Raw genomic sequence first — 21,460 nt, forward strand, 5'->3', positions numbered from 1 at the left:
TAAAAATTTATATATCAATTAGTTAATACTAAAAGTCTCTATATATTAATATCGTCAAATTATATTAAAATGGAAATCAAATAAACAGGTATTTATCCAGCTAATAACCTGATGCAAAAAGTGTTGCTGAATCATTCTCTGGATTGCCCAATGAAAAATATACTTTATTCATTAAATCATCGAAAACAACAGATCTTACTTCTTTATTATGTGATAATGCCAGGAATTGCTCCTCTCTTGTGTTTAGATCAACCAAATATACATTTAGATACCATTCTGATCCTGCAACATACCCCCAATTATTCCCTTTGTAAGCCAGGATAATTTTATCAAGATTATCATTTGATGATATAAATATGTATTTATCAATATTATTGGAATAATTAACAAATTGTTTTTCCCACAGTAATGAACGCTCTCCTGTTGACTGATTTAAATCAATAAGGTTTACATTTACAAAATCTCCGTCAACAACTATTTCTTTTACTAAAAAATGGAGTCCATCGGATTTCCAGGCAACATTGAGGAAGCTTTCATAAAGCTCAACTTTCGTTATACTTTTTGTTAGTACATTAATTATAGCACTTGGAGAATTCGAAAATATCTGATTACTATTTTCTGAAAATAGCGGTGAAGAACCACTACCTAACGAGATCTTTTGAGAAGTGATAAGATCAAGAACTGATAGATTACCTTCTCGATCAGAAAATGCAATCTTAGTTTCATCGGGAGAAACATCAAAAGAGTTTACCCAAATACCATCTTCACTTATTTTATTAAACTGATTTGAAGATTTGTCAAATACAATCAATTCACCTCTTTGATTTAATAAAAATATCTTTGAGCCATCTGTTGTAATTGAGAAATCATAACTATGTAAGAAACTAAGTTCATCCAGAAATCCATTAGAAGGATTCAGATAGAAAAACCCAAACTTACTACCTGAAATTATACCATGCGTTACCGGATCAATAATTAACTTCCCCGTTGCAAATTCTCCCGAAGTTATTCTTTGACTATCATTAAAATACCTAATTGATTCATCTTGACTACAAGAGAAAATCAAAATAAAAATTAAAACGAAAATGCAATTCTTAGTCATACCTTAAACATTATTACTTAAAGGTACAACTTGAATGTTTCCTTAATATATTACAAAAATTATAGAACTATGAATTTAGCTCTTTAAACGAGTGATTTATTAACATGGGGTTAACTTTAATTCAATTAACCCATAAACTTGATACGATAATTTGCTGATTTATAACTGAAAATCACATTCTGTCTGATGCAACAGTTTTTCGACTTCTAATGTAGGCTCTTCAACTATCTCAGCAATATCATTTATACCAATATCCTGTATAGTTTTTAAATACGAAACAACAGCTTGCCTCGTGTTTAAAAATTTAATAGAGTCAGAATTCTCAAAGAAATCACTTTCACTACTATTAACAGAGTTTATCTCATAAGAAGCTACTTCAAATAACCAAATTACTAGGTTATCTATCTTCTCTTGATTTAGCATTGACCTTAACAAGGTCAGCCATACATTTTGCATAATATCTTCGGCGAGATCGATGTCTTTAACTTTAAACAAAATAAAGTTAAATAACGGTTTGTGGTAATTTTTCCAAATAAGACTTTGTTTCATTCTCCCAGTTAGTTCTTTCCGACTTACGCATAAAACGGCTGCAATAATAAGTATCAGATACTTAAAATTCCAACTAAAAGCCGGCATATTGTTTTGTTTAATTTGGACCCGATTGACTCTCTGATAGTTAGGTGCGAAATTAATTTAAAAGGGTGGAGCTTTTAAATTAACAAAAGGCAATCTTCATTATTTTCGGGACTATTAACTCTTAACTTACTATTAAAATTACATCTAAAAAAAGAATAAAGAAAGAGGAGTTTTTTAATTATTAGTTAACTACAAATTAATATTTATAATCATGAAATATCACCCCTTAAATCCCGAATTGAGGATACTTAAAAATATACCTGTACTCAATATTAAAAACTACAGAATTATCAAGTTATCAACTTATTTTCATATTAATAGACCTGAAAATATTCTTTAAAAAATACAATTTTCAAAATCGCTTCAAATTATTATAATCATACTACAACAAAGAATAATACTATTGATAAAACCTTTCGTTCTCATAATCTTTACTTCGAGATGCTTTTTCCCTATTTCTCATTAAGTATTTATTTTGACTTATAGATTTTGCCCGATAGCCGAATAGATGAAAAAACTTCCTGGCAAAAAATCTGGCTATTTTTGTATTAACTTCCAAAACCCCATCTTCCTTATCAAACCATTTAACACCAGGCAATAATGGAAGCATACGATCTAATTTCATTTTTCGTATTCGAGCTGATAAATGAAGAAAAAAAGGATTTACCTCTCTAATCAAAAAAAAGCCATCCTCACCTTGATTTTGATATAATGGCATAAATACACGTCCACTTTCCTTCGCCTTTATTTTAACTCCATTATACTTAGCTATGTAAGTGCCCTTTCGAATCTTTTGAAAGTTGACAAACCCTGGTTTCATTCGAAATTTTCCAATATCATCAATTTCAAAGCGATAAAAAATTTCAAAGATTTCATGAGAGTCATGCGATGTTTTAGCCAATCTATCATAGTACTTATAGTAGTCGATAGATTTCTTTCTAATACTTCCGGAGTAGACAAGACTTAATAAGATAAAAGCTTCATGGTTATCAATTGAAGAATGGTCATTGTGACTCCCTCCCTCAAAACCAAAAGCTACATATCCTAATTCATTAATATAACTTAATAATGGGCCATCAAGGTATTCTTCAATACCAAGAATCATGGGTATAGGAAATAAATTCGCAAATTTTCGATTTACCAAGCAATCATTCACTGTTAAAAAAGGATTTGTTTCACTTGATGTAGTATGTAAATCAAAAAAGTAAAAAGGCCCTGACTCAGTTTTTAGAATATTTTGAATTTCATTAAACAACTCAACTTGCTCTCGTTCATCATCAACATAATTACCATTAAGTTTGGACTTTAAGCTATTCATTCTTTCATAGGTCCATAATCTATTTAAGTCGCTCTTTAGATATCTTTCTCCTAGTGATAGTGCCGATAGATTACCGCTTAACCCATAAACACTTCCCTTAAACTTAATTTTCTCTGATTCAATCATTGAGAACACCCTGTCTATAGCAAAAATCCCTGAAGGTTCATTTCCATGAATACCAGCAGTAAAAATAATAGTAGGACCCTTTTCTCCGGAATAAAGCTTTCCAATTACTCTTCCCACATTAACACAATAACCGGTTATATCATCACACAATTCCACCATAATTGAGCCTTTTAATATCATTTAAAGTTATTATACCTACTAATTGTTGTTTTTCTACAACAGGTAAGCAGGTTAATTCCTGATTTTGAATAATTGAAATCACATCTTTAATTGGAGTATGTATGTCCACAGTCATAAATTCATCACTCATAATATCTTGAACCTTAGTTGAGGATAAATCATCAGCAGTATTTTCTACATAATCAATAAATGATTGATTTAACACACCAATTAAATTTCCGCTTAAATCTTCTACAGGTAAATGATGAATATCATTCCATTCCATAATTTTTAGTGCAAACTCAGCCGGGTCATTTTCATTAACAGTAAATAACTGAGTAGACATAATATGGCCAGCATATTTTGATGATTCATGAATTGTAGGAATTGGCTTAGGTGTTTTCCAGTTATGTACAGGAATGTCCTTTTGTTGATTTTTATAAATAGACTTGGTTAATGCCATAAGAGCATCATCAACCTTTAAATTTTCTTTCAGATTTCGATAATTCTTGATCATCCATTGCGCTGCAGACCGACCAGACGTTCTTTGTTCGATAATTCCTAAGTATTTATCAATATCTCCTTTATCAATGTTCATCTTCTCAAGTCCGGAATATGCAATTGGAAGAAAATCATTGATAATTAATTGCCTTACTGATTTATAATCTCCTTCCCACCTCATTACAGATTCCTTCCCGGTACGTGCTGCTCTTATAAAATTGCTTTTCGCATCTCTGAAATCCATTTGGGAAAGCATATCATTATATTTTTCAGGTCTCCCCTTCATCAATCCAGCCCAAAAAGCAAAATTAGCTATCTCATCGACAATAGTAGGTCCAGCAGGTATATATCGATTTTCTATTCGCAAATGTGGCTTACCTCCACCAACTCCATAACAAGGCCTGTTCCATGGATATATTGTACTATTATGAAGACTTAGAGCTTCCAGTTTGGGGATATCCTTTAGCTTATTATTCATTTTACCATAAATGTTCGCTTCCAGTTCCTTAGTTAGTAAAACCTTATATTTTGAAATATTCTTTTTAAAAATATCAGTAACAGTTCCCTGGGCCCATGAATCACCAAATGACACTCTGGCATCTTGGTCTCTTAAAGCATAAGAACTACTTCTAGTATCTACACTTTGCATAAACAACGCTACCCTGGTTTCAAACCACAATTCTCTACCCAAAAGCAATGGGGAATTAGCACAAATCCCCAATACAGGTCCGGCAATAGCCTGAGACCAATTGTATGCAGATATAAAATCATCTGAAGAAATTTGCAGATGCATCTGAAAACTGGTATTACATGCCTCAAACAACACCGAATCATGTATAAATGTCAATTCGTCAACCCCCATTATATGAAAGCTGAAATCAGTACCTCTAATTGCTTTAACCACTTCATTTAACAGATAATACCGTGGAATCGGAGTCATATAGTCCATCTGTAGTTCTTTCCGGCTGATAGTTGGCAATATTCCTGTCAATAATACCTTGCTCCCATTTTTCTTAGCTGCTTTACCTGCTTTTTTCAAATGGGATTTTAAATTATTTTCCAAAGTTGAAAAGCAGTTATTTTCAAATACTAAAGGATCAAGGTTTATTTCGAGATTGTACCTGGCTAACTCGGTAGTAAAATGGGAATCATTAATATCTTTAAGAACATCCAAAGAGTTGTTTGCGGGCTTCCATTGATCATTTATTAGACAAAACTCTTGCTCAGCACCAATTCTTACTACATCGTTTTCAAAACTATCCAGCATTATCAACTGATCTAACAATTCAATATCCTCCAATAATCTCTTTATATATTGGGTTCTTAAATTTCCATCTGAAATTGATTTTACTGAGTGTTCCCCCATAGTTATGGCTGTTTTAATTCAATATTAATCTAGTAATCAACAGCTTATAAATATGAAACAATTATCAGTTGAGATTATGATTTTTGATTAAAGCTTTATTAACTTGGCCTGTGTTTATCAACATTCAACTTCTATCAAATGGTTACCCGGACAATTCTATTTTTTATGTTTTTCGGTTTGCTAATGACAAAAGCAATCGGACAAAACTTTGAGTATGACTCTACTGAAGTTGTATACTTGATCACTAAAGATAATATTGGTTACTCTGGAAAAGTCACTGATCAGGACGACGAGTATGTATTCTTACAAACTGAAAAATATGGTGTTCTGAAAATTAACAAAAAAGAAATTAAAAGGATTGAAACTGCTAATGGCGAAATTTTTAAAGATGGACAAAACTGGCCAGACTATATACAAGCAACTAGGTATCTCATATCCGGAAACGGTATGACTCTAAAAAAAGGTCAAGGCTATTATGACAACATATTAATAAGTATTAATAATGCTGCATATGGAGTGACAGACAACCTGACCCTGGGGATTGGTTTAGTTCCATTTTTCTTTTTAGAAGGCGATTTTCCTGTATGGATAAATGCAAAGTATGGAATAACCAACAGAAAAGACAATGTTAATTTTTCACTTGGAATGTCAGGGTTAAGGTTAGGTTCAGGAGATAACTCATACTTTGGCATATTATATGGGGCAACAACATTTGGAGATAAAAACTTAAATTTCACTGTAGGTCTTGGTTTACCATTCGAAAAGGAATATGGATTTGCGAACTATCCCTATGGCACTTTAAGTGGAGCTGTTAGGGTATCAAAGTCTACTTTTCTTATGATGGAAAGCTATTTTCTAGGACTAAATTTCGTTGATGACAGAGATATTAGTGATGTTGCTTTATTTACAATAGGAGGAAAATCCGGATCGAAACATATTAGTTTCAATTATGGACTACTGTTTATTGCAGACCTCGAAGATTCCTTCATTTTTGGAATACCTATCACCGGTATCACTGTTCCCTTTGGTAAAAAGTAGAATATAGTTTCATTTGGGTGAATTTTTGGGTAAATTTAATTACCACAAAACATTTTAATGCAATGACCCATTCTAATTACAAATGGGTATTGTTGTCGATACTTCTGCTTTTTAACCTGTCGATATCGTATTCTCAGAATAATGCCAACATTACCCCAATTCAGAAAGCTCCTGAATTCACCTTAAATGATCTATCAGGTAATGAAATTTCAATGAGTGATTATTCAGGGCAGTTTGTTGTTATACACATAGCTACTACATGGTGCCCTTTTTGTAATGCAGAAGCACCTTACCTTGAAAAGCTTTCTCAGGAATATGCATCTAAAAATGTAAAGGTATTTATAATTGATGTGAAAGAGCCTTTGGATCTTGTAAAGATGAAACTTCAAGATAAGTTTAATTTTTCATTTCCAATTTTACTCGATTCTGATGGTAAAGTTGCTGCTTCATTTGCTCCTGATGTTGTATTACCAGATTTAGCAAGAGATGAAGTAATGCTTGCATCAAACCTTATAATTGATCCTAATGGCCAAATTCAGTTTATGTCGTTATTAGATTCAAAAAATTTCGATGCTAAACTGATTGCATTACAAAAAAGGTTGGATGAGCTATTACAAGAGAATTAGTATTATATTGATAATACTAACTCACTCACTATCTTTTAGTCAGGATACTGACTGGGTAACCTTTAATGGATATAAAACTAACTCAGATCACAAACCTGATACTATCTACCTTGAATTTCAGATTGAACAAGGCTATCATATCCAATCTAACGACCCTGGTGATGATATGGTGATTCCAACTAAAATAAAACTTGATTCAATTGATGGTTTAATATTTGGTGAACCAGTTTTCCCCGGTTCAAAAACTTTTTATATAAGTGAAATAAAAACTAAGGTATTTGAGGATGTGTTCGAAGTGAAAATTCCACTTATATATAAAAACAGACCCAAATCATATTTCATCAAAGGCACATTGTTCTATCAGCCCTGTGATAATAAAAAGTGTTATTTTCCCAGAGAACTTAGTTTTTCTGTTTATTTGAATAATTAATCTCTAACTTCAACCACAACTTCTATCTCAACAGCAATATTTGATGGTAATGATCCCATTCCTACTGCTGCACGAGCATGTTTCCCTCGTTCTCCAAATACTTCAACCATTAGATCACTAAAACCATTGATTACCGATGGATGATCTTTAAAGTCGGGACCAGCATTAACCATTCCATGAACTTTAACAATCCTGACCACATTGTTAAGATTTCCAATTTCTGCCTTTATTGAAGCTAATTGCTGAATAGCAGTTAAACTGGCTGCTTCATAACCCTCTTCGATAGTTAAATCCGAACCTACTTTCCCTGTGATATATGTACCATCAGCTAGTTTTGGTCCTTTGCCAGCTAGAAATATTAGATTACCACTTCTAACAGCATTGACATAATTTGCAACAGGAGCACCAGCTTCAGGAATATTGATTCCTAATTCGCTTATCTTTTTTTCTACATCATATGGATATAATGCTTGTTGAACCGCTGCAGAATCAGCTTCATTTGCTTTTTCTTTTGCATTTGGATTGCATGAAACAAATCCTAGAATCAAAATACAAAATAGATATACATTTGATTTCATATTTTATTTAAGTATTAGCTTATAATATAATTTCGTTAATAAAAGTGAAATTCAAAAATTCCCTCTATCACATCCAAAAAAAAGCTGAAGAATATTCTTCAGCTTTTAAATCAGTTAAACTAATTTATTTAATCTCCCAAAAGTTTTTACCACTTAATAAGGTATCCAAATCAGCTTTCCTTTCAGCTTTAAACAGATCTATTTGATCTTGAAAAACTTGTTCATAGGTATTTCTCTGAGATTTATAAAAAACTCCAAATGGCCGTGGCAATTTTCCTCTTTCCTCTGAATAATCGAAAAACTCAGCCAGAATTGAAGCCTTTATCTTGTCATTCATATCATGTACCCAGCAGTCCTCTGCAGAATACTTATCCATGTCAACAATCACAGGCTTGAAACCATCGAGAATAACACCCTTGCTGTCATTATCAAATAACAATGGCTTACCATGTTCAAGGTACAGTGTGTTTTCATCCTTCATAGATTTATCAGTGAATGTTTCAAATGCACCATCGTTAAATACATTACAATTTTGATAAATCTCGATAAAAGATGCCCCTTTATGGTCATGTGCTTCAGTAAGGATTTCACGCATATGGACCGGATTTCTATCGATAGTTCTTGCCACAAATGTCCCTTCACTACCTAAAGCCAGGGTTATAGGGTTAAAGGGCATATCCACAGAGCCAAATGGTGTTGACTTGGTTACCTGACCTTTTGGTGATGTTGGAGAATACTGACCTTTTGTTAAACCGTAAATCTGGTTATTAAATAGTACAATATTAACATTGAAGTTTCTCCTTAATAAATGAATGAAGTGGTTACCTCCAATAGATAAACTATCTCCATCACCCGTGATCATCCAGATATCCAAACTTGGATTCACTGCTTTCAGACCACTAACAATGGCTCCTGCCCTACCATGAATACTATGCATCCCATAGGTATTCATATAATATGGAAAGCGTGACGAACATCCTATACCAGATATGAATACAATATCTTCTCTGGGAACATTTGTCGAAGGTAAAATTGTTTGAATCTGCTTTAAAATAGAGTAATCCCCACAACCTGGACACCATCGCACATCTTGATCTGTAGCAAAATCTTTAGCAGTCAAACTATTGCCGTTTGAATTATTCTTGGTTAACATGTTGTGAGTGTTTTATGATTTGTTCTTTGATTTCATCGATAGTAAAAGGGATGCCTTTTACCTTGCTAATAGTTTTTGCATCAATCAGAAATTGATCTCTAATCAATTTAGAAAGCTGACCACGATTCATTTCCGGTATAAGTACCTTTTTAAACGACTTTAATAACTTCCCTAAATTAGATGGGAATGGAAATAAATATCGCAAATGAATGTGTGCCACTGAAAGGCCTTCATCAATTAACTCTTTGGTTGCAGTTTCAATCGCTCCATAAGTTGAACCCCATCCTAAAACCAGAATATCAGCTCCCTCTTCTCCCCTGTTTACTTCTTGTAGGGGTATTAACTCACCAATTTTATTAACTTTCTCTGCCCTGATTCCAACCATTTTTTCATGATTATTACCATCATAGGAAACATTTCCGGTGAGGTCTTCTTTTTCAAGCCCTCCAACTCTATGAGTATATCCTTTCATTCCGGGAATAACCCAAGGTCTTACCAAGTTTTTATCTCTTGAATAAGGCAAATATTGTTCATCGATAAATTCATCTCCTTTAGGTTTGTGAATTTTAAATTCCCCCAAATCTGCTGAAGTTGGGAAGCTCCAAGGTTCTGATCCATTTGCAATATATCCGTCTGATAAAATCAATACTGGAGTCATATGCTCAACTGCAATCCTGCAGGCTTCATAGGCTGTGTCAAAACAGTCTTTTGGAGACGATGCTGCCAACACAGGGATTGGTGCTTCACCATTCCGACCATAAACGGCTTGTAGCAGATCTGCTTGTTCAGTTTTTGTCGGTAAACCGGTAGATGGCCCTCCTCTTTGGACATTAACAATGATCATTGGTATTTCTAATATCACTGCTAATCCTAATGCTTCGCCTTTTAGAGCAATGCCCGGGCCCGAAGATCCTGTAACTGCTAATGCTCCACCAAATGATGCCCCAATCGCAGCACAAGCAGCTGCTATTTCATCTTCGGCCTGATATGTCTTTACTCCGAAATTTTTATGCCTGCTTAACTCATGGAGAATGTCTGAGGCAGGTGTTATTGGGTAACTGGCATAGAAAAGGTCAAGATTATTTTTGTGTGCTGCCGAAATTAATGCAAGAGCCAAAGCTCTGTTGCCATTAATATTCCTGTACTTTCCTTTGGGTAAGGAGGCTGCTTTAACTCGAAATCTGGTCTTGAATGTTTCATTCGTATCTCCAAAATGATAGCCTGTTTTCAAAGCATTAATATTTGCTTCGGCTATTTCTGGTTTTGAAGAAAATTTTTCTCGAATAAATTTAATTGTATTGTCAGGGGTCTGGCTAAACATCCAGTATACATACCCCAATACAAACATGTTTTTACATCTGTCGACTTCTTTCACACCCAGCCCCAATTCTTTCAAGGCTTCACGTGTAAGTTTAGTAATATCAATTGCATGCAGCTGATAATTATCGAGTGAGTGATCTATCAATGGATTTTCACCATCGATATATTTAGCGAGCTTAAGGTTTTTGGAATCAAACCCGGAAGTATTAGCTATTATAATACCTCCCTGTTTCAAGTTCTTCAAATTAATTTTGAGTGCTGCAGCATTCATCACCACAAGTACATCAAACTTATCCCCAGGTGTAAACACTTCAACACTTCCAAATTTGAGTTGAAATCCTGAAACTCCAGCTAATGTTCCAATTGGAGCCCTTATTTCAGCCGGAAAGTTTGGAAAGGTGCTTATATCATTACCAAATAATTCTACAGTTTCAGTAAACTGGCCCCCGGTAAGCTGAATTCCATCACCTGAATCTCCTGCAAAGTGAATAACCACTTCATCACGTGATTCGTCTATAGGTTCTTTCATGATTATTAAATTTTGAGCAAAAAAGGGTTAATGATACCTTATCGGTTATCTATATTAATTTAAGCACTATGTGTCAGAAATACAGGAATTTACTCACCCTAACTTGTGACAAATATCATTCAATAAACATTTATATTAGATTTTCAACGGTTCATCCTTCAAAATCAACGGTTCGGTAAAATTTATTATAAATCCATGGTTTGATATTGCATCTTTGAATCATTACGAAACGAAATCAATCAAAATCATGAAAAAAATTATTCTATTTACAATCGGTTTAATCATGGCTGGTTTATGCGCTACCGCCCAGGAAACAGAAAAAATTTCAATCACTTTAAAAGTCAATGGAATTAAAGAAGGAAAAGGTCAGTTGATGGTTGGTATATATAATTCTGAAATTGGATATCCGGATAAAGGATATAAATTTGTTACTATTGATCTTAAAAAAACGAATACAAATACTGTTTTAATTGAAGATATTGTCCCTGATGAATATGCTATTATAGTTTATCAGGATCTCAATGAAAATGGAGATTTAGATATAGGGATGAGAGGACCGGAAGAACCACTTGGATACTCGAATAATGCCTCAAACCCGTATGGCCCTGCTCCCTTTGCTAGCGCAAAAATGTCATTCACCAAAGACACTGAGACATCTATAACATTAAAATAGCAGTATTCTTAAAGTTTTATATTATTGCAGGAACCACTATTCAAATATGGTTTCTGCAGTACCATTTATAATTGGAAGTTAAAATAATGTGGTAGATTTTAACTAACAGTAACTTTAGCAATAGTTATTATTTTCAAGAAATACAAAAGGTTATATTTTTTTTAATAAGCCTTATAATTTATTAAACTTGAAATCTAATTTGGCTTATGAAAAAAAACCCGGTTTTATACTTCAATTTCAAGAAAGAATTAAAAGAAATTTTCTTGATTTCATTAATTGGAATTCCATTTGCATACATCATGTGTCCTTCATGTGGTTATATGATATATAGAGTGGCAATTAGTAGTATTTTCTGGGTGTTTCTTTGGAAAGGGAATCAATTTTTATCAGCCTTATTAGACCTTAAAATTTCATGGGTCGACAAGCCATTAGTAAGAGCTATCACAGGTGTAATCGGCCATACTTTGTTAACGGCATTTATTGTAACTGCTATTATTAAAGGGGCAAGTCTATTTGGCATCAACATAGAAAACAACCTGGAAACGGTTATTATATCTATTGGAATAACACTTGTAATGACGTTAATCCTGTATTCAAGAGAATTCCTGTTTTCCTGGAAACAGGCAGCAATTGACAAGGAAAGAATGCAGAAGGAAATCATATCGGCTAAATATGAAACACTCAAAAACCAAGTCAACCCTCATTTTCTTTTTAATAGTTTAAACACTCTCACAAACCTCGTTTATGAAAATCAGGATACAGCCGCAAAGTTTATTAGCAAACTTTCAAAAGTGTATAGATATGTAATTGAGGTTAGAGATAAAGAATTAGTCGATATTAAAGATGAAATATCATTTGTAGACTCATATATTTTCCTACAAAAAATCAGACATGAAGGTTCACTTGAGCTAATAAAAGATTTACCCTTAAACCCGGGCGAAATGATTCCTCCACTTTCAATTCAATTATTGATTGAAAACGCAATTAAGCACAATATTTTATCTGAAGATTCACCATTATTGATAAAGGTTTATAAAGAAAATGATTGTATTGTTGTTGAAAACAATATTCAGCTAAAAAATATAATCGATAACTCAAGTACAGGTGTTGGTCTTGAAAACATTAAATCAAGATATCAATATCTGACCAAAAAACCTGTTATCATAAGTAATGACAATTCAATATTTAGAATAGAGCTACCAATCATAACAAGATGAATGTAATAATTATTGAAGATGAAAAACCCGCAGCTAAAAGACTGGAGAACCTTTTGGTAAGTATTAATCCTGACATAAGGGTTTTAGAAAAACTTACTTCAGTTAAGGATGCAGTTGAATTTTTACAAAATGGAAACAATTATGATGTAATCTTTCTAGACATACAACTCTCTGACGGATTGAGTTTTGAAATATTTGATCACATAAAAGTTAATACCCCCATTATTTTTACCACAGCTTATAATGAATATGCATTAAAAGCATTTGAGGTAAACTCAATAGATTACCTATTAAAACCTATTGATGAAGATGATATTGAAAAAGCACTCAATAAATTAGAAGGACTTAAATCTTCATTTCAGGGATCACAAAATATCCCGGATATTGCCGCTACAATGAGAAAGCTTACAAAAAGCTATAAAAACAGATTTCTAATTAAAATTGGTGAACATTATAAATCAGTGGCTGTTTCGGATATTGAGTATTTCTATTCAAAAGAAAAGGCAACATTCTGTAATACCAATGATAATAAAAATTTACTTTTGGACCATTCTCTGGAAAGCCTTGAAAGCATGCTTGATCCAGATATTTTCTTCAGGGTAAATAGGAAATTTATAATAAGGCTATCATCAATTCAAGACATCATCATTTATTCAAACAGTCGCTTGAAACTAATTATTAGAAATCATCCAGATGAAGAAATAATTGTAAGCCGTGAAAAGGTAAATACTTTCAAGAGTATTCTTGATCAGTAAAATAAATATTACCCGTAACTTACCATCCAATTGACACCAAATTGATCGATAAGAGAACCAAAGTATGACCCCCAGAAAGTATCTGACTGTGGCATTGTTATTTTTCCGCCTTCAGAAAGCTTTTTAAATATTAAATCAGCCTCATTCTTTGAATCAGAATCTATTGATATTGAAAAATTATTTCCTTCTTTAAAACCTTTCCCCCATTCTCCACCTGTATCACTTCCCATCAGAATTATATTGTCATTTATCTGCAGTGAAACATGCATAATTCTCTCTAATTGATCTTCTGGAATGGAAAAACTGTTATCCTCTGGTGGTGGCATCTCCTTAAATCGACTGAAATTGGTGAATTCACCTCCAAAAACGTCTTTATAAAGATTAAAAGCCTTTTCACAATTCCCATTAAAGGTCAGGTATATGTTGATATTTTTCATGATTGATATGGTTAAACTATTTCCTTTATAATTTAACTATCAATCATGTTAAATCACATACCACTTAAAAAAATATTCTTATTGATTATCAGGTTGTAGAAAGAGGTACAGTAAAATAAAAGGTTGTTCCACTGGTATGATTCTCTTCTAACCCAATGTCACCATTACACATTTCTATGATGTCTTTACAAAGTGATAGACCAATCCCGGTACCAGATTCGTTCATAGTTCCCTTTGAATTATTTATTCCTTTGTATTCAAAAATCCTTTTAATATTAGGTTGGTGAATCCCAAGACCAGAATCGGAAACACGAATCAAGGCACAATTATTTTTATCATCCCTATCTACAAAAATTCGAATTGATCCATTTTCCGGAGTAAACTTAACTGCATTCCCTACTATATTTCTGATTACTGACTGTATCATATTCGGATCAGAAAAGCATACCATCTCAGTTAAATCTTTTTTGGTAAATTCAATAGTAATATTCTTTCTTATTGCACCTGGTTCAAGAATCCTTACGGCTTTATCTATTTGCTCCAAAATATTAAATTCTGAAAATATCAGCTTTGGATTATCTCTTTGGAGTTGTGACCACGCTAGTAAATCAGTCAATAGAAAATAGGTATCATTAATCTCTTCTTTCAACTGTTTAAGGATTTTGTTTTGCTCTTCAGGATCAGAGATTACATGATCAGAAGTAATAATATCTGTAATTACTTTTAAGTTACCTACAGGGCCTCGTAAATCATGACCAATTACTCTAAGTATTTGGTCTTTAATTCTATTCACTGCATTTAATTCATCCTTTTGTTTATTAACTTTTTTGTAAGAAAAATAGCTTACACATAAAAAAGAAATCAAAAGAATCCCAATTATATACTGTATATAAATCTTTCTGTTTTGAACCAGGATTGATGCTTCCTTTAGCTTGTTTTGTTCAAGCAGTGCATTATTTTCTTTTTCCTTCTTCTCAAAATCATACTTTGTACGAATCTCTTCTATCAACCTTGTTTTCTGAATATTATCAATACTATCTCCAAGCGTAACACTCTTTTGGAAATAATCAAGAGACTCCTGATATTTCCCCTGTGCTGAGTAATTTTCAGATATCAGTTTAAAAATTTGAGGTTTCTCTCTGTCTTCGCCAGTTTGTTTTACTAACTCCAGAGCCATATCATAATATTTTATTCCTTTATCAAACTGGCCTAACTGAGTAAAACAATTTCCAATACTATAATATGAAAAAATTAATCCAGAGAGAAAGGACTCCATTTCCATAATCTCCTTAGCATCGCACAATAAATCAATTGCTGATTCAAATTCACCTAAATATAGATAAGCTTCTCCGGTATTTGCCTTGCTTATTGCTAACCTGAGATTATCACCTAATTGTTCGAAAATAACCCCGGCTTTAGTATAATATTCAATTGAAGATTTATAATCTTGTTCAAAAAATTTCACAACTCCCAAATGTTCAAAAGAAATTGCTTCATTCAATCTATTCCCAGTCTTTTTTGCTATTTCTAAAACTTCAACATATAATTTTTCGGCTTCTGAGAGCTTTCCAAGGCTTACATAAATACCAGCGAGAATATCTGATGTATAACAAATATTTACTGTATCACCAATTGAATAAAATATATCCAGACTTTCAAGCGCATATTCAATTGCAGTGATATTTTCACCCCAGCGCCAGTCTATATGGGCCAATCCTGAAAGTGCCCTGGCATGTTGTTTCAATAAATTGGATTCCATTGAAAGATCCACAACTTTGGAATAAGTTGAATGCGCTTCCCTTAATTCTCCAACTTGATATAATTGATCCGCGATTTTATTTAATAATAAAATCTGCTCCTCTAAATTTCCAGTTTCAACAACTGAATTATACTCTTGCTTAAGTGAATCAATTAAATCTTTACCTTCAGATTTATATGAAATACTAATAAAGAATATTAATAAAAATAGACAGTGATTAATGCCCTTTACTCCCATAATATTCAACCGGATTACAATTCATTCTGAATATTATCATTTGACAACCTTACAAAATAAATATTATCTCTTAAAAAATAACTACTTCTGAATCTAATAATACAATATTTAAAATCGTATTCAAATAAATATTTTCAAAAGCATAAACAAAAAATTATTACTGACTTAATAGGTTTCATTTTGATTTTTTCTTCTTGGAATAATTCACCATAAAAATTAAAATGAAACATATATGTTTAAACAACTATGACTAAGATCTTTTGTTTTAATCTAATAAAAAAAAATAAAGGAAACCTAAACAAATAGGTTTCCTTCGGTGATTAGAGAGTGATTTATCTTTATAGCTTAAGCCACTTTTTTTCTATTCTGATATAAAATCGTAATTAAATCGGCAGCTGATTTCATAAATGTCAATTCTTCCTGATTCCAATTTCTATTATCGTCTTCCTGTCCTACTTTTAAAATTCCTATAGCCGATCCACCAACATACACAGGAACACTTAATATTGAAACTATAGATGTGCCGCTTAAGTATTTCTCAGGAAGTTCAAAAGTATTCTCGTGATTAGTTATATCTCCTGCCATAATCACTTTATCTGCATCAAGTGCTTTAAAGAAATTAGGAACAGCTGATCTCTTCCACTCTTCTCCTGATTCATGTTCATCAGCTACTAAGTCATACATGTTTTCACATTTGATAACAGATCCTCCGGGAGAGTAATTCCAAAACGAACAAGTATTTACTTTCATCGCCTTTGCTATCTCTTCCATAATCAGCTTAAGACCATCCATATCGCCGTTTGTAATCTCAGCCATAGTACGAAGACTATCAAGCACAAAATTAAACCTGTCAATTCTATTGATCTTTTCAGTAAGTTGAGCTTGCTTCTCTGCTACCTCATTTTGCAATCTTGACTGGTTTTCCTGAATTGCCTGCATCTCCTCAAGGTTTTGACGCATTTCCTCTTCAGAAGACTGTAGCTGTTCTGTGTATTCTTGTGACTCTTCTAATAACCTTTTGGTCTTATCATTAACAAGAATACTATTCAGTGATGTTGCGATATTCTCACCAATATTCTCTAGGAATTTAATTTCATGATCTTCAAATTCATTAAAAGAAGCAATCTCAAAAATTCCATGTATTTCTTCATTCACTACCATTGGCACCACAACCAAACAACTTGGTGTTGCCTCACCTAAACCAGAAGTAATTCTAACATAATCCTGAGGAACTTCTTTTAAAATCAATGATGATTTTTCAAGGTAAACCTGTCCAACCAAACCTTGACCAGGTAAGATTACATTATCTTCAAACTTCTTTCTGCTATAAGCATATTTCGATTTAAGTTCTATCGTAACATCGTCATCACCACCTTCTCTGTTAACAAGAAATAATGCACCTTGATTTGCTTTCAAATAATTAACAGTAAATGATATTATTTCATCACAAAGACCCTGAAGGTTATCACTTTTTCTTAACAACGCTCCAATCTCTGCTAATCCATGAGTTGCCCAGTTTCTCTTCTTTTCTTCAGCCTGAGATCTTTCTAACTCCTGAAGATATTTTGCAGTCTCTTGCTCCTTCTCTTTAGCTATTTTTGACTCTTCATCATATTTCGCTAAAAGAGAGTTCATTTCGTTAGAGAACTGAGAGTTTAAGTATTGTAAAAATATAACAATCACAGAGGCAATTGAAGCCGCTCCAATTAATATCGAATATCTTACCCAGGTTACATCAAAGATATCTGTAGTTTCAGATAATTCAATCCATCCATTAATTGTATCAACACCAAAAAATATTGCGAGATTTATTAGAAAAGCACTGATCAGACTAACTTTTTCCGATAGAGAAAATACAGCTAGTGGCAATACCAGTGTCGCAAAGCTAAATATATAAATCTCTATGTTGAATGCCTTCCCTTCAGGAACTATAGCTGAATGCAACACAGCAATTACAATTGAAGGAAGGATAGATATTAAATAGCGGCTCATATTGGTGGCTCCATACCTATTAAGAACCAAGACTGAAGCATACCCTATGAAACCTGCCAAACAAAACGGAAGAATAGGTAAGAATATAATTGATGAAATTATGGAATATGCTATTATAACGACAACAAAAATTGATGCCATAATATTAGTCAGCTTCACCTTATATTTCAGTGAGCTTTCCATTTCATCTTTAATTCCTAGCTTAAAAAGTTTACTAATACCATTCATACTTTAAAAAATTATGTACAATTTTTGCACATATTTCACAAACGGTCAAGTTTATGCAAGATATTTCGATTAATAGTACAATAATTATTCATGAGGCAACAAGAAACCTCATTAAAAAAGTATGGGATTCTCTTACTCCTGAAGAACTTTCAACTATCCCTAAAGACCACAAAAACAACATCTTATGGAACATTGGGCACTGTATTGTCACCCAACAATTGCTTATTTATGCACTAAGCAATAACGAAATGACTCTTCCACCTTCTTTTATTGAAAAATTCAGAAAAGGTTCTTCCCCTGCAAACGGTGAAATATCGGAATCGGATATTGAAATTATCAATGAAAATTTAATGAGCCAGTCGGCAAAATTAAAAGAGGATTATGAGAAGCTCCTGAACTCTGACTTCAAAGAATATGAAACCAGTTACGGGGTAAAGCTTTCGAATGTTAACGATGCGATTTCATTTAATAATGTACATGAAGCGTTACATCTTGGGATTATTATGTCATTAAAAAAACACATATAGAATAAGACAAAAAAAGAGCGCTCATAAGTTTATGAGCGCTCTTTTTTATATCTAATTTTTGTTTTACTTCAATGTAGCAAGTTGCTCTTCCAAAGCTTTAATTTTTGCTTCGGCGTCTGCCTTTTTCTGTTGTTCCATTGCAACAACTTTTTCAGGAGCATTACTAACAAACCGCTCATTGCTAAGTTTCTTCTGTACAGAATTCAAGAACCCTTTTGTATACTCAAGTTCTTTCTGAATTTCCTCCATCTCCTTTTCAGCATCAATAAGGCCATCCGTAGGAATGAAGAACTCATCACCCTTCACTACAAAGCCAGTTGCATTTTCAGGCTGTTCTGCTACCTTATCAATCCTTTCAAGATTAGCCATCTTTATTATCAAGTCTTCAAATGCATCATATAATCCTTGATCTGAAGATTTAATCGCCAACACTAACGCCTCCTTCGGAGAAATACCCTTATTATTTCTAAAGTTTCGTACTTGAGTAATAATTTCAAATACCCTTTCAGTATTATCAAGCAAATTCTCATTAGTTACACTAGCCTTAGGCCATTCTGCAACTATTAAACACTCACCATCTTTTCTTTCACGGATTTCATGCCAAATTTCTTCAGTAATAAATGGCATAAACGGATGAAGTAACTTAATCACCTTTTCAAAAAAATTAATGGTAGCATCGAAGGTAGCTTTATCAATTGGCTTACCAAATTCAGGCTTGATCATTTCCAGATACCAGCTACAGAAATCATCCCAGGTTAGCTTATAAGCAACCATAAGGGCGTCTGAAATTCTGAACTTCTCAAAATGATCAGTAATCTCTGCCAGAGCCTTATTAAACTTTGATTCAAACCAGTCAATTGCAACTTTATTTGATGGGTTGCTTGCACTTTCGTCTATTTCCCATCCCTTAACAAGTCTGAAAGCATTCCAGAGTTTATTACTGAAATTTCTTCCTTGCTCAACAAGCTTCTCATCAAAAAGCAAGTCATTACCAGCAGGAGAACTAAATAGCATTCCTGTTCGAACACCATCAGCACCGAATTCTTTTATCAAATCTAGCGGATCAGGAGAGTTACCTAAGGATTTAGACATTTTCCTTCTCTGCTTATCTCTTACGATACCTGTCAGATATACATTCTTAAATGGCTTTTCGCCCATGTACTCATATCCGGCAATGATCATTCTGGCAACCCAGAAAAACAAGATCTCCGGAGCAGTAACCAAATCATTGGTTGGATAGTAATACTTGATATCTTCATTTTCCGGATTTTTAAATCCATCAAAAACTGAGATCGGCCATAACCAACTGCTAAACCAAGTATCAAGTACGTCATCATCTTGCCTTAAATCTTCAGCTTTTATCGAGCTATCCTTTTCCTGAGCTAATTTCAATGCTTCTTCAGCTGTTTCAGCTACAATATACTCCCCATTTGGCAAATAAAATGCAGGAATACGGTGTCCCCACCATAACTGACGGCTAACACACCAATCTCTCACATTCTCCATCCAGCTGCGATACATGTTCTTGAACTTCGGCGGATGAAGTTGAATCTCATCGTTCATCACATTTTCAAGAGCAGGCTTCGTGATTTCTTCCATCTTCAAAAACCACTGCATCGAAAGCTTTGGTTCAATTACCGCATCAGTTCGTTCTGAAAACCCAACACTATTTTTATAGTCTTCTACTTTTTCAAGTAACTCTAACTCCTCAAGTTTTTTAGCTATTTTCTTTCTAACTACAAACCTGTCTTCGCCTACAAAATGCTGAGCTGCCTCAGACATTGTACCGTCATCGGCAATAACATCGATGCTTTCCAGTTTATGTTTGATTCCAAGCTCGTAGTCATTAACATCATGCGCAGGAGTAATTTTCAATGCCCCGGTACCAAATTCCATTGATACATACTCATCAAAAATTACCGGTACAGATCTATTTACAACAGGAACGATAACTTTCTTACCTTTCAAATGAGCATATCTTTCATCCTCAGGATTAACACATATTGCTGTATCGCCTAAAATTGTTTCAGGTCTGGTTGTAGCTATAATAACATGCTCATCAGAACCTTCAATCTGATACTTCACATAATATAGCTTTGAATTAACTTCCTTATGGATAACCTCATCATCACTCAATGCCGTCTGACCCTGAGGATCCCAGTTAACCATTCTGATACCGCGATAAATCTTCCCTTTATTATAAAGGTCAACAAATACCTTAATTACAGCATCTGAAAGGTCTTCTTCCATGGTAAACCTTGTTCGATCCCAATCACAACTCGCTCCAAGTTTCTTAAGTTGCTCAAGAATTATCCCTCCGTATTTCTCTTTCCATTCCCATGCATATTTCAAAAATTCATCTCGTGAAATACTTTTCTTGTCAATACCTCTTTCCTTAAGCATTGCAACAACTTTTGCTTCAGTAGCAATAGATGCATGGTCGGTACCCGGAACCCAACAAGCTTCCTTACCTTCCATTCTGGCTTTTCTGACTAATACATCCTGAATAGTATTGTTAAGCATGTGCCCCATATGCAACACTCCTGTTACATTCGGAGGTGGAATGACCACTGTATAAGGTTCTTTATCAGGATTTGGTTTTGAATGGAAAAATTTATTATCCATCCAGTACTTATACCACTTATCTTCTATTTCAGCAGGATTATATTTAGCCGATATACTCATTGTATTAGTTTTATTTCAATTTGATTGGCAAAAATAGCAAATTTCGTTCTATTGAGTAGCTTCCATTG

18 protein-coding genes are annotated in these 21,460 nt (G+C 33.4%); 7 read left to right on the plus strand and 11 right to left on the minus strand.

Going from position 1 to position 21,460, the window contains the following annotated elements; all coding sequences use genetic code 11:
- Nucleotides 1-100 precede the first annotated feature (100 nt).
- From HH304_RS09190 to HH304_RS09205, 4 genes are all read right to left on the minus strand, one after another.
- Nucleotides 101-1,102 (minus strand): hypothetical protein, encoded by a 1,002-nt coding sequence (locus tag HH304_RS09190; RefSeq protein WP_169680635.1) that lies wholly within the window; start codon nt 1,100-1,102, stop codon nt 101-103.
- Between the two features lie 159 nt (nt 1,103-1,261).
- Nucleotides 1,262-1,651 (minus strand): RNA polymerase sigma factor, encoded by a 390-nt coding sequence (locus HH304_RS09195; RefSeq protein ID WP_271711569.1) that lies wholly within the window; start codon nt 1,649-1,651, stop codon nt 1,262-1,264.
- Nucleotides 1,652-2,138: 487 nt separating this feature from the next.
- Nucleotides 2,139-3,341: a succinylglutamate desuccinylase/aspartoacylase family protein gene (locus HH304_RS09200; protein ID WP_169680639.1), complete on the minus strand. Its 1,203-nt coding sequence runs from the start codon at nt 3,339-3,341 to the stop codon at nt 2,139-2,141.
- Nucleotides 3,325-5,208 carry a CBS domain-containing protein gene (locus HH304_RS09205; RefSeq protein ID WP_169680641.1) on the minus strand — a complete coding sequence of 628 codons (1,884 nt, stop codon included), beginning with the start codon at nt 5,206-5,208 and terminating at the stop codon, nt 3,325-3,327. Before HH304_RS09205 ends, HH304_RS09200 begins: the two co-directional genes overlap by 17 nt.
- A 165-nt stretch (nt 5,209-5,373) precedes the next feature.
- Between HH304_RS09205 and HH304_RS09210 the strand changes: the two genes are divergently transcribed.
- From HH304_RS09210 to HH304_RS09220, 3 genes are all read left to right on the plus strand, one after another.
- On the plus strand, nt 5,374-6,246 hold the full coding sequence (locus tag HH304_RS09210) for a hypothetical protein (RefSeq protein ID WP_169680643.1): 873 nt from the start codon (nt 5,374-5,376) through the stop codon (nt 6,244-6,246).
- A gap of 62 nt (nt 6,247-6,308) precedes the next feature.
- Nucleotides 6,309-6,872, plus strand: coding sequence for a peroxiredoxin family protein (locus HH304_RS09215; protein WP_169680645.1), 564 nt, complete (start codon nt 6,309-6,311; stop codon nt 6,870-6,872).
- Nucleotides 6,850-7,302 carry a protein-disulfide reductase DsbD domain-containing protein gene (locus HH304_RS09220; RefSeq protein ID WP_169680647.1) on the plus strand — a complete coding sequence of 151 codons (453 nt, stop codon included), beginning with the start codon at nt 6,850-6,852 and terminating at the stop codon, nt 7,300-7,302. Before HH304_RS09215 ends, HH304_RS09220 begins: the two co-directional genes overlap by 23 nt.
- On the opposite strand, the gene HH304_RS09225 is transcribed toward HH304_RS09220, so the two are convergent.
- The 3 genes from HH304_RS09225 to HH304_RS09235 all read right to left on the minus strand — a co-directional run bounded on the left by HH304_RS09225 (nt 7,299) and on the right by HH304_RS09235 (nt 10,882).
- The gene (locus HH304_RS09225) at nt 7,299-7,880 is read right to left on the minus strand and encodes a RidA family protein (RefSeq protein ID WP_169680649.1); all 582 of its coding nucleotides are present in this window, start codon (nt 7,878-7,880) and stop codon (nt 7,299-7,301) included. The two genes, HH304_RS09220 and HH304_RS09225, sit on opposite strands and share 4 nt — an antisense overlap.
- A 124-nt stretch (nt 7,881-8,004) precedes the next feature.
- Entirely contained in the window at nt 8,005-9,033 is a 1,029-nt protein-coding gene (locus tag HH304_RS09230) for a 2-oxoacid:ferredoxin oxidoreductase subunit beta (protein ID WP_169680651.1), read from the minus strand.
- Complete coding sequence (locus HH304_RS09235) at nt 9,017-10,882, minus strand: 2-oxoacid:acceptor oxidoreductase subunit alpha (RefSeq protein ID WP_169680653.1); 1,866 nt, start codon at nt 10,880-10,882, stop codon at nt 9,017-9,019. The genes HH304_RS09230 and HH304_RS09235 overlap by 17 nt, the downstream gene beginning before the upstream one ends.
- Nucleotides 10,883-11,129: 247 nt before the next feature.
- Between HH304_RS09235 and HH304_RS09240 the strand changes: the two genes are divergently transcribed.
- The 3 genes from HH304_RS09240 (at nt 11,130) to HH304_RS09250 (ending at nt 13,527) form a co-directional block, all read left to right on the plus strand.
- A complete protein-coding gene (locus tag HH304_RS09240; RefSeq protein WP_169680655.1) occupies nt 11,130-11,555 on the plus strand; it encodes a DUF2141 domain-containing protein in 426 nt (141 codons plus the stop codon).
- Nucleotides 11,556-11,761: 206 nt separating this feature from the next.
- Nucleotides 11,762-12,772 (plus strand): sensor histidine kinase, encoded by a 1,011-nt coding sequence (locus HH304_RS09245; RefSeq protein ID WP_169680657.1) that lies wholly within the window; start codon nt 11,762-11,764, stop codon nt 12,770-12,772.
- Entirely contained in the window at nt 12,769-13,527 is a 759-nt protein-coding gene (locus HH304_RS09250; protein WP_169680659.1) for a LytR/AlgR family response regulator transcription factor, read from the plus strand. The genes HH304_RS09245 and HH304_RS09250 overlap by 4 nt, the downstream gene beginning before the upstream one ends.
- Before the next feature lie 8 nt (nt 13,528-13,535).
- On the opposite strand, the gene HH304_RS09255 is transcribed toward HH304_RS09250, so the two are convergent.
- The 3 genes from HH304_RS09255 to HH304_RS09265 all read right to left on the minus strand — a co-directional run bounded on the left by HH304_RS09255 (nt 13,536) and on the right by HH304_RS09265 (nt 18,180).
- The gene (locus HH304_RS09255; RefSeq protein WP_169680661.1) at nt 13,536-13,964 is read right to left on the minus strand and encodes a VOC family protein; all 429 of its coding nucleotides are present in this window, start codon (nt 13,962-13,964) and stop codon (nt 13,536-13,538) included.
- Between the two features lie 88 nt (nt 13,965-14,052).
- Nucleotides 14,053-15,960: a tetratricopeptide repeat-containing sensor histidine kinase gene (locus HH304_RS09260; RefSeq protein WP_169680663.1), complete on the minus strand. Its 1,908-nt coding sequence runs from the start codon at nt 15,958-15,960 to the stop codon at nt 14,053-14,055.
- Nucleotides 15,961-16,305: 345 nt separating this feature from the next.
- Entirely contained in the window at nt 16,306-18,180 is a 1,875-nt protein-coding gene (locus HH304_RS09265) for a GAF domain-containing protein (protein ID WP_169680665.1), read from the minus strand.
- A 53-nt stretch (nt 18,181-18,233) separates the two neighbouring features.
- Here HH304_RS09265 and HH304_RS09270 point away from each other — a divergent pair, with 53 nt between their 5' ends.
- Nucleotides 18,234-18,707 carry a DinB family protein gene (locus HH304_RS09270; RefSeq protein WP_169680666.1) on the plus strand — a complete coding sequence of 158 codons (474 nt, stop codon included), beginning with the start codon at nt 18,234-18,236 and terminating at the stop codon, nt 18,705-18,707.
- A gap of 63 nt (nt 18,708-18,770) precedes the next feature.
- On the opposite strand, the gene HH304_RS09275 is transcribed toward HH304_RS09270, so the two are convergent.
- Nucleotides 18,771-21,392 (minus strand): valine--tRNA ligase, encoded by a 2,622-nt coding sequence (locus HH304_RS09275; protein ID WP_169680668.1) that lies wholly within the window; start codon nt 21,390-21,392, stop codon nt 18,771-18,773.
- Nucleotides 21,393-21,460 lie beyond the last annotated feature (68 nt).

The sequence above is a fragment of the Marinigracilibium pacificum genome (assembly GCF_012926615.1).
Taxonomy (GTDB): domain Bacteria; phylum Bacteroidota; class Bacteroidia; order Cytophagales; family Cyclobacteriaceae; genus Mangrovivirga; species Mangrovivirga pacifica.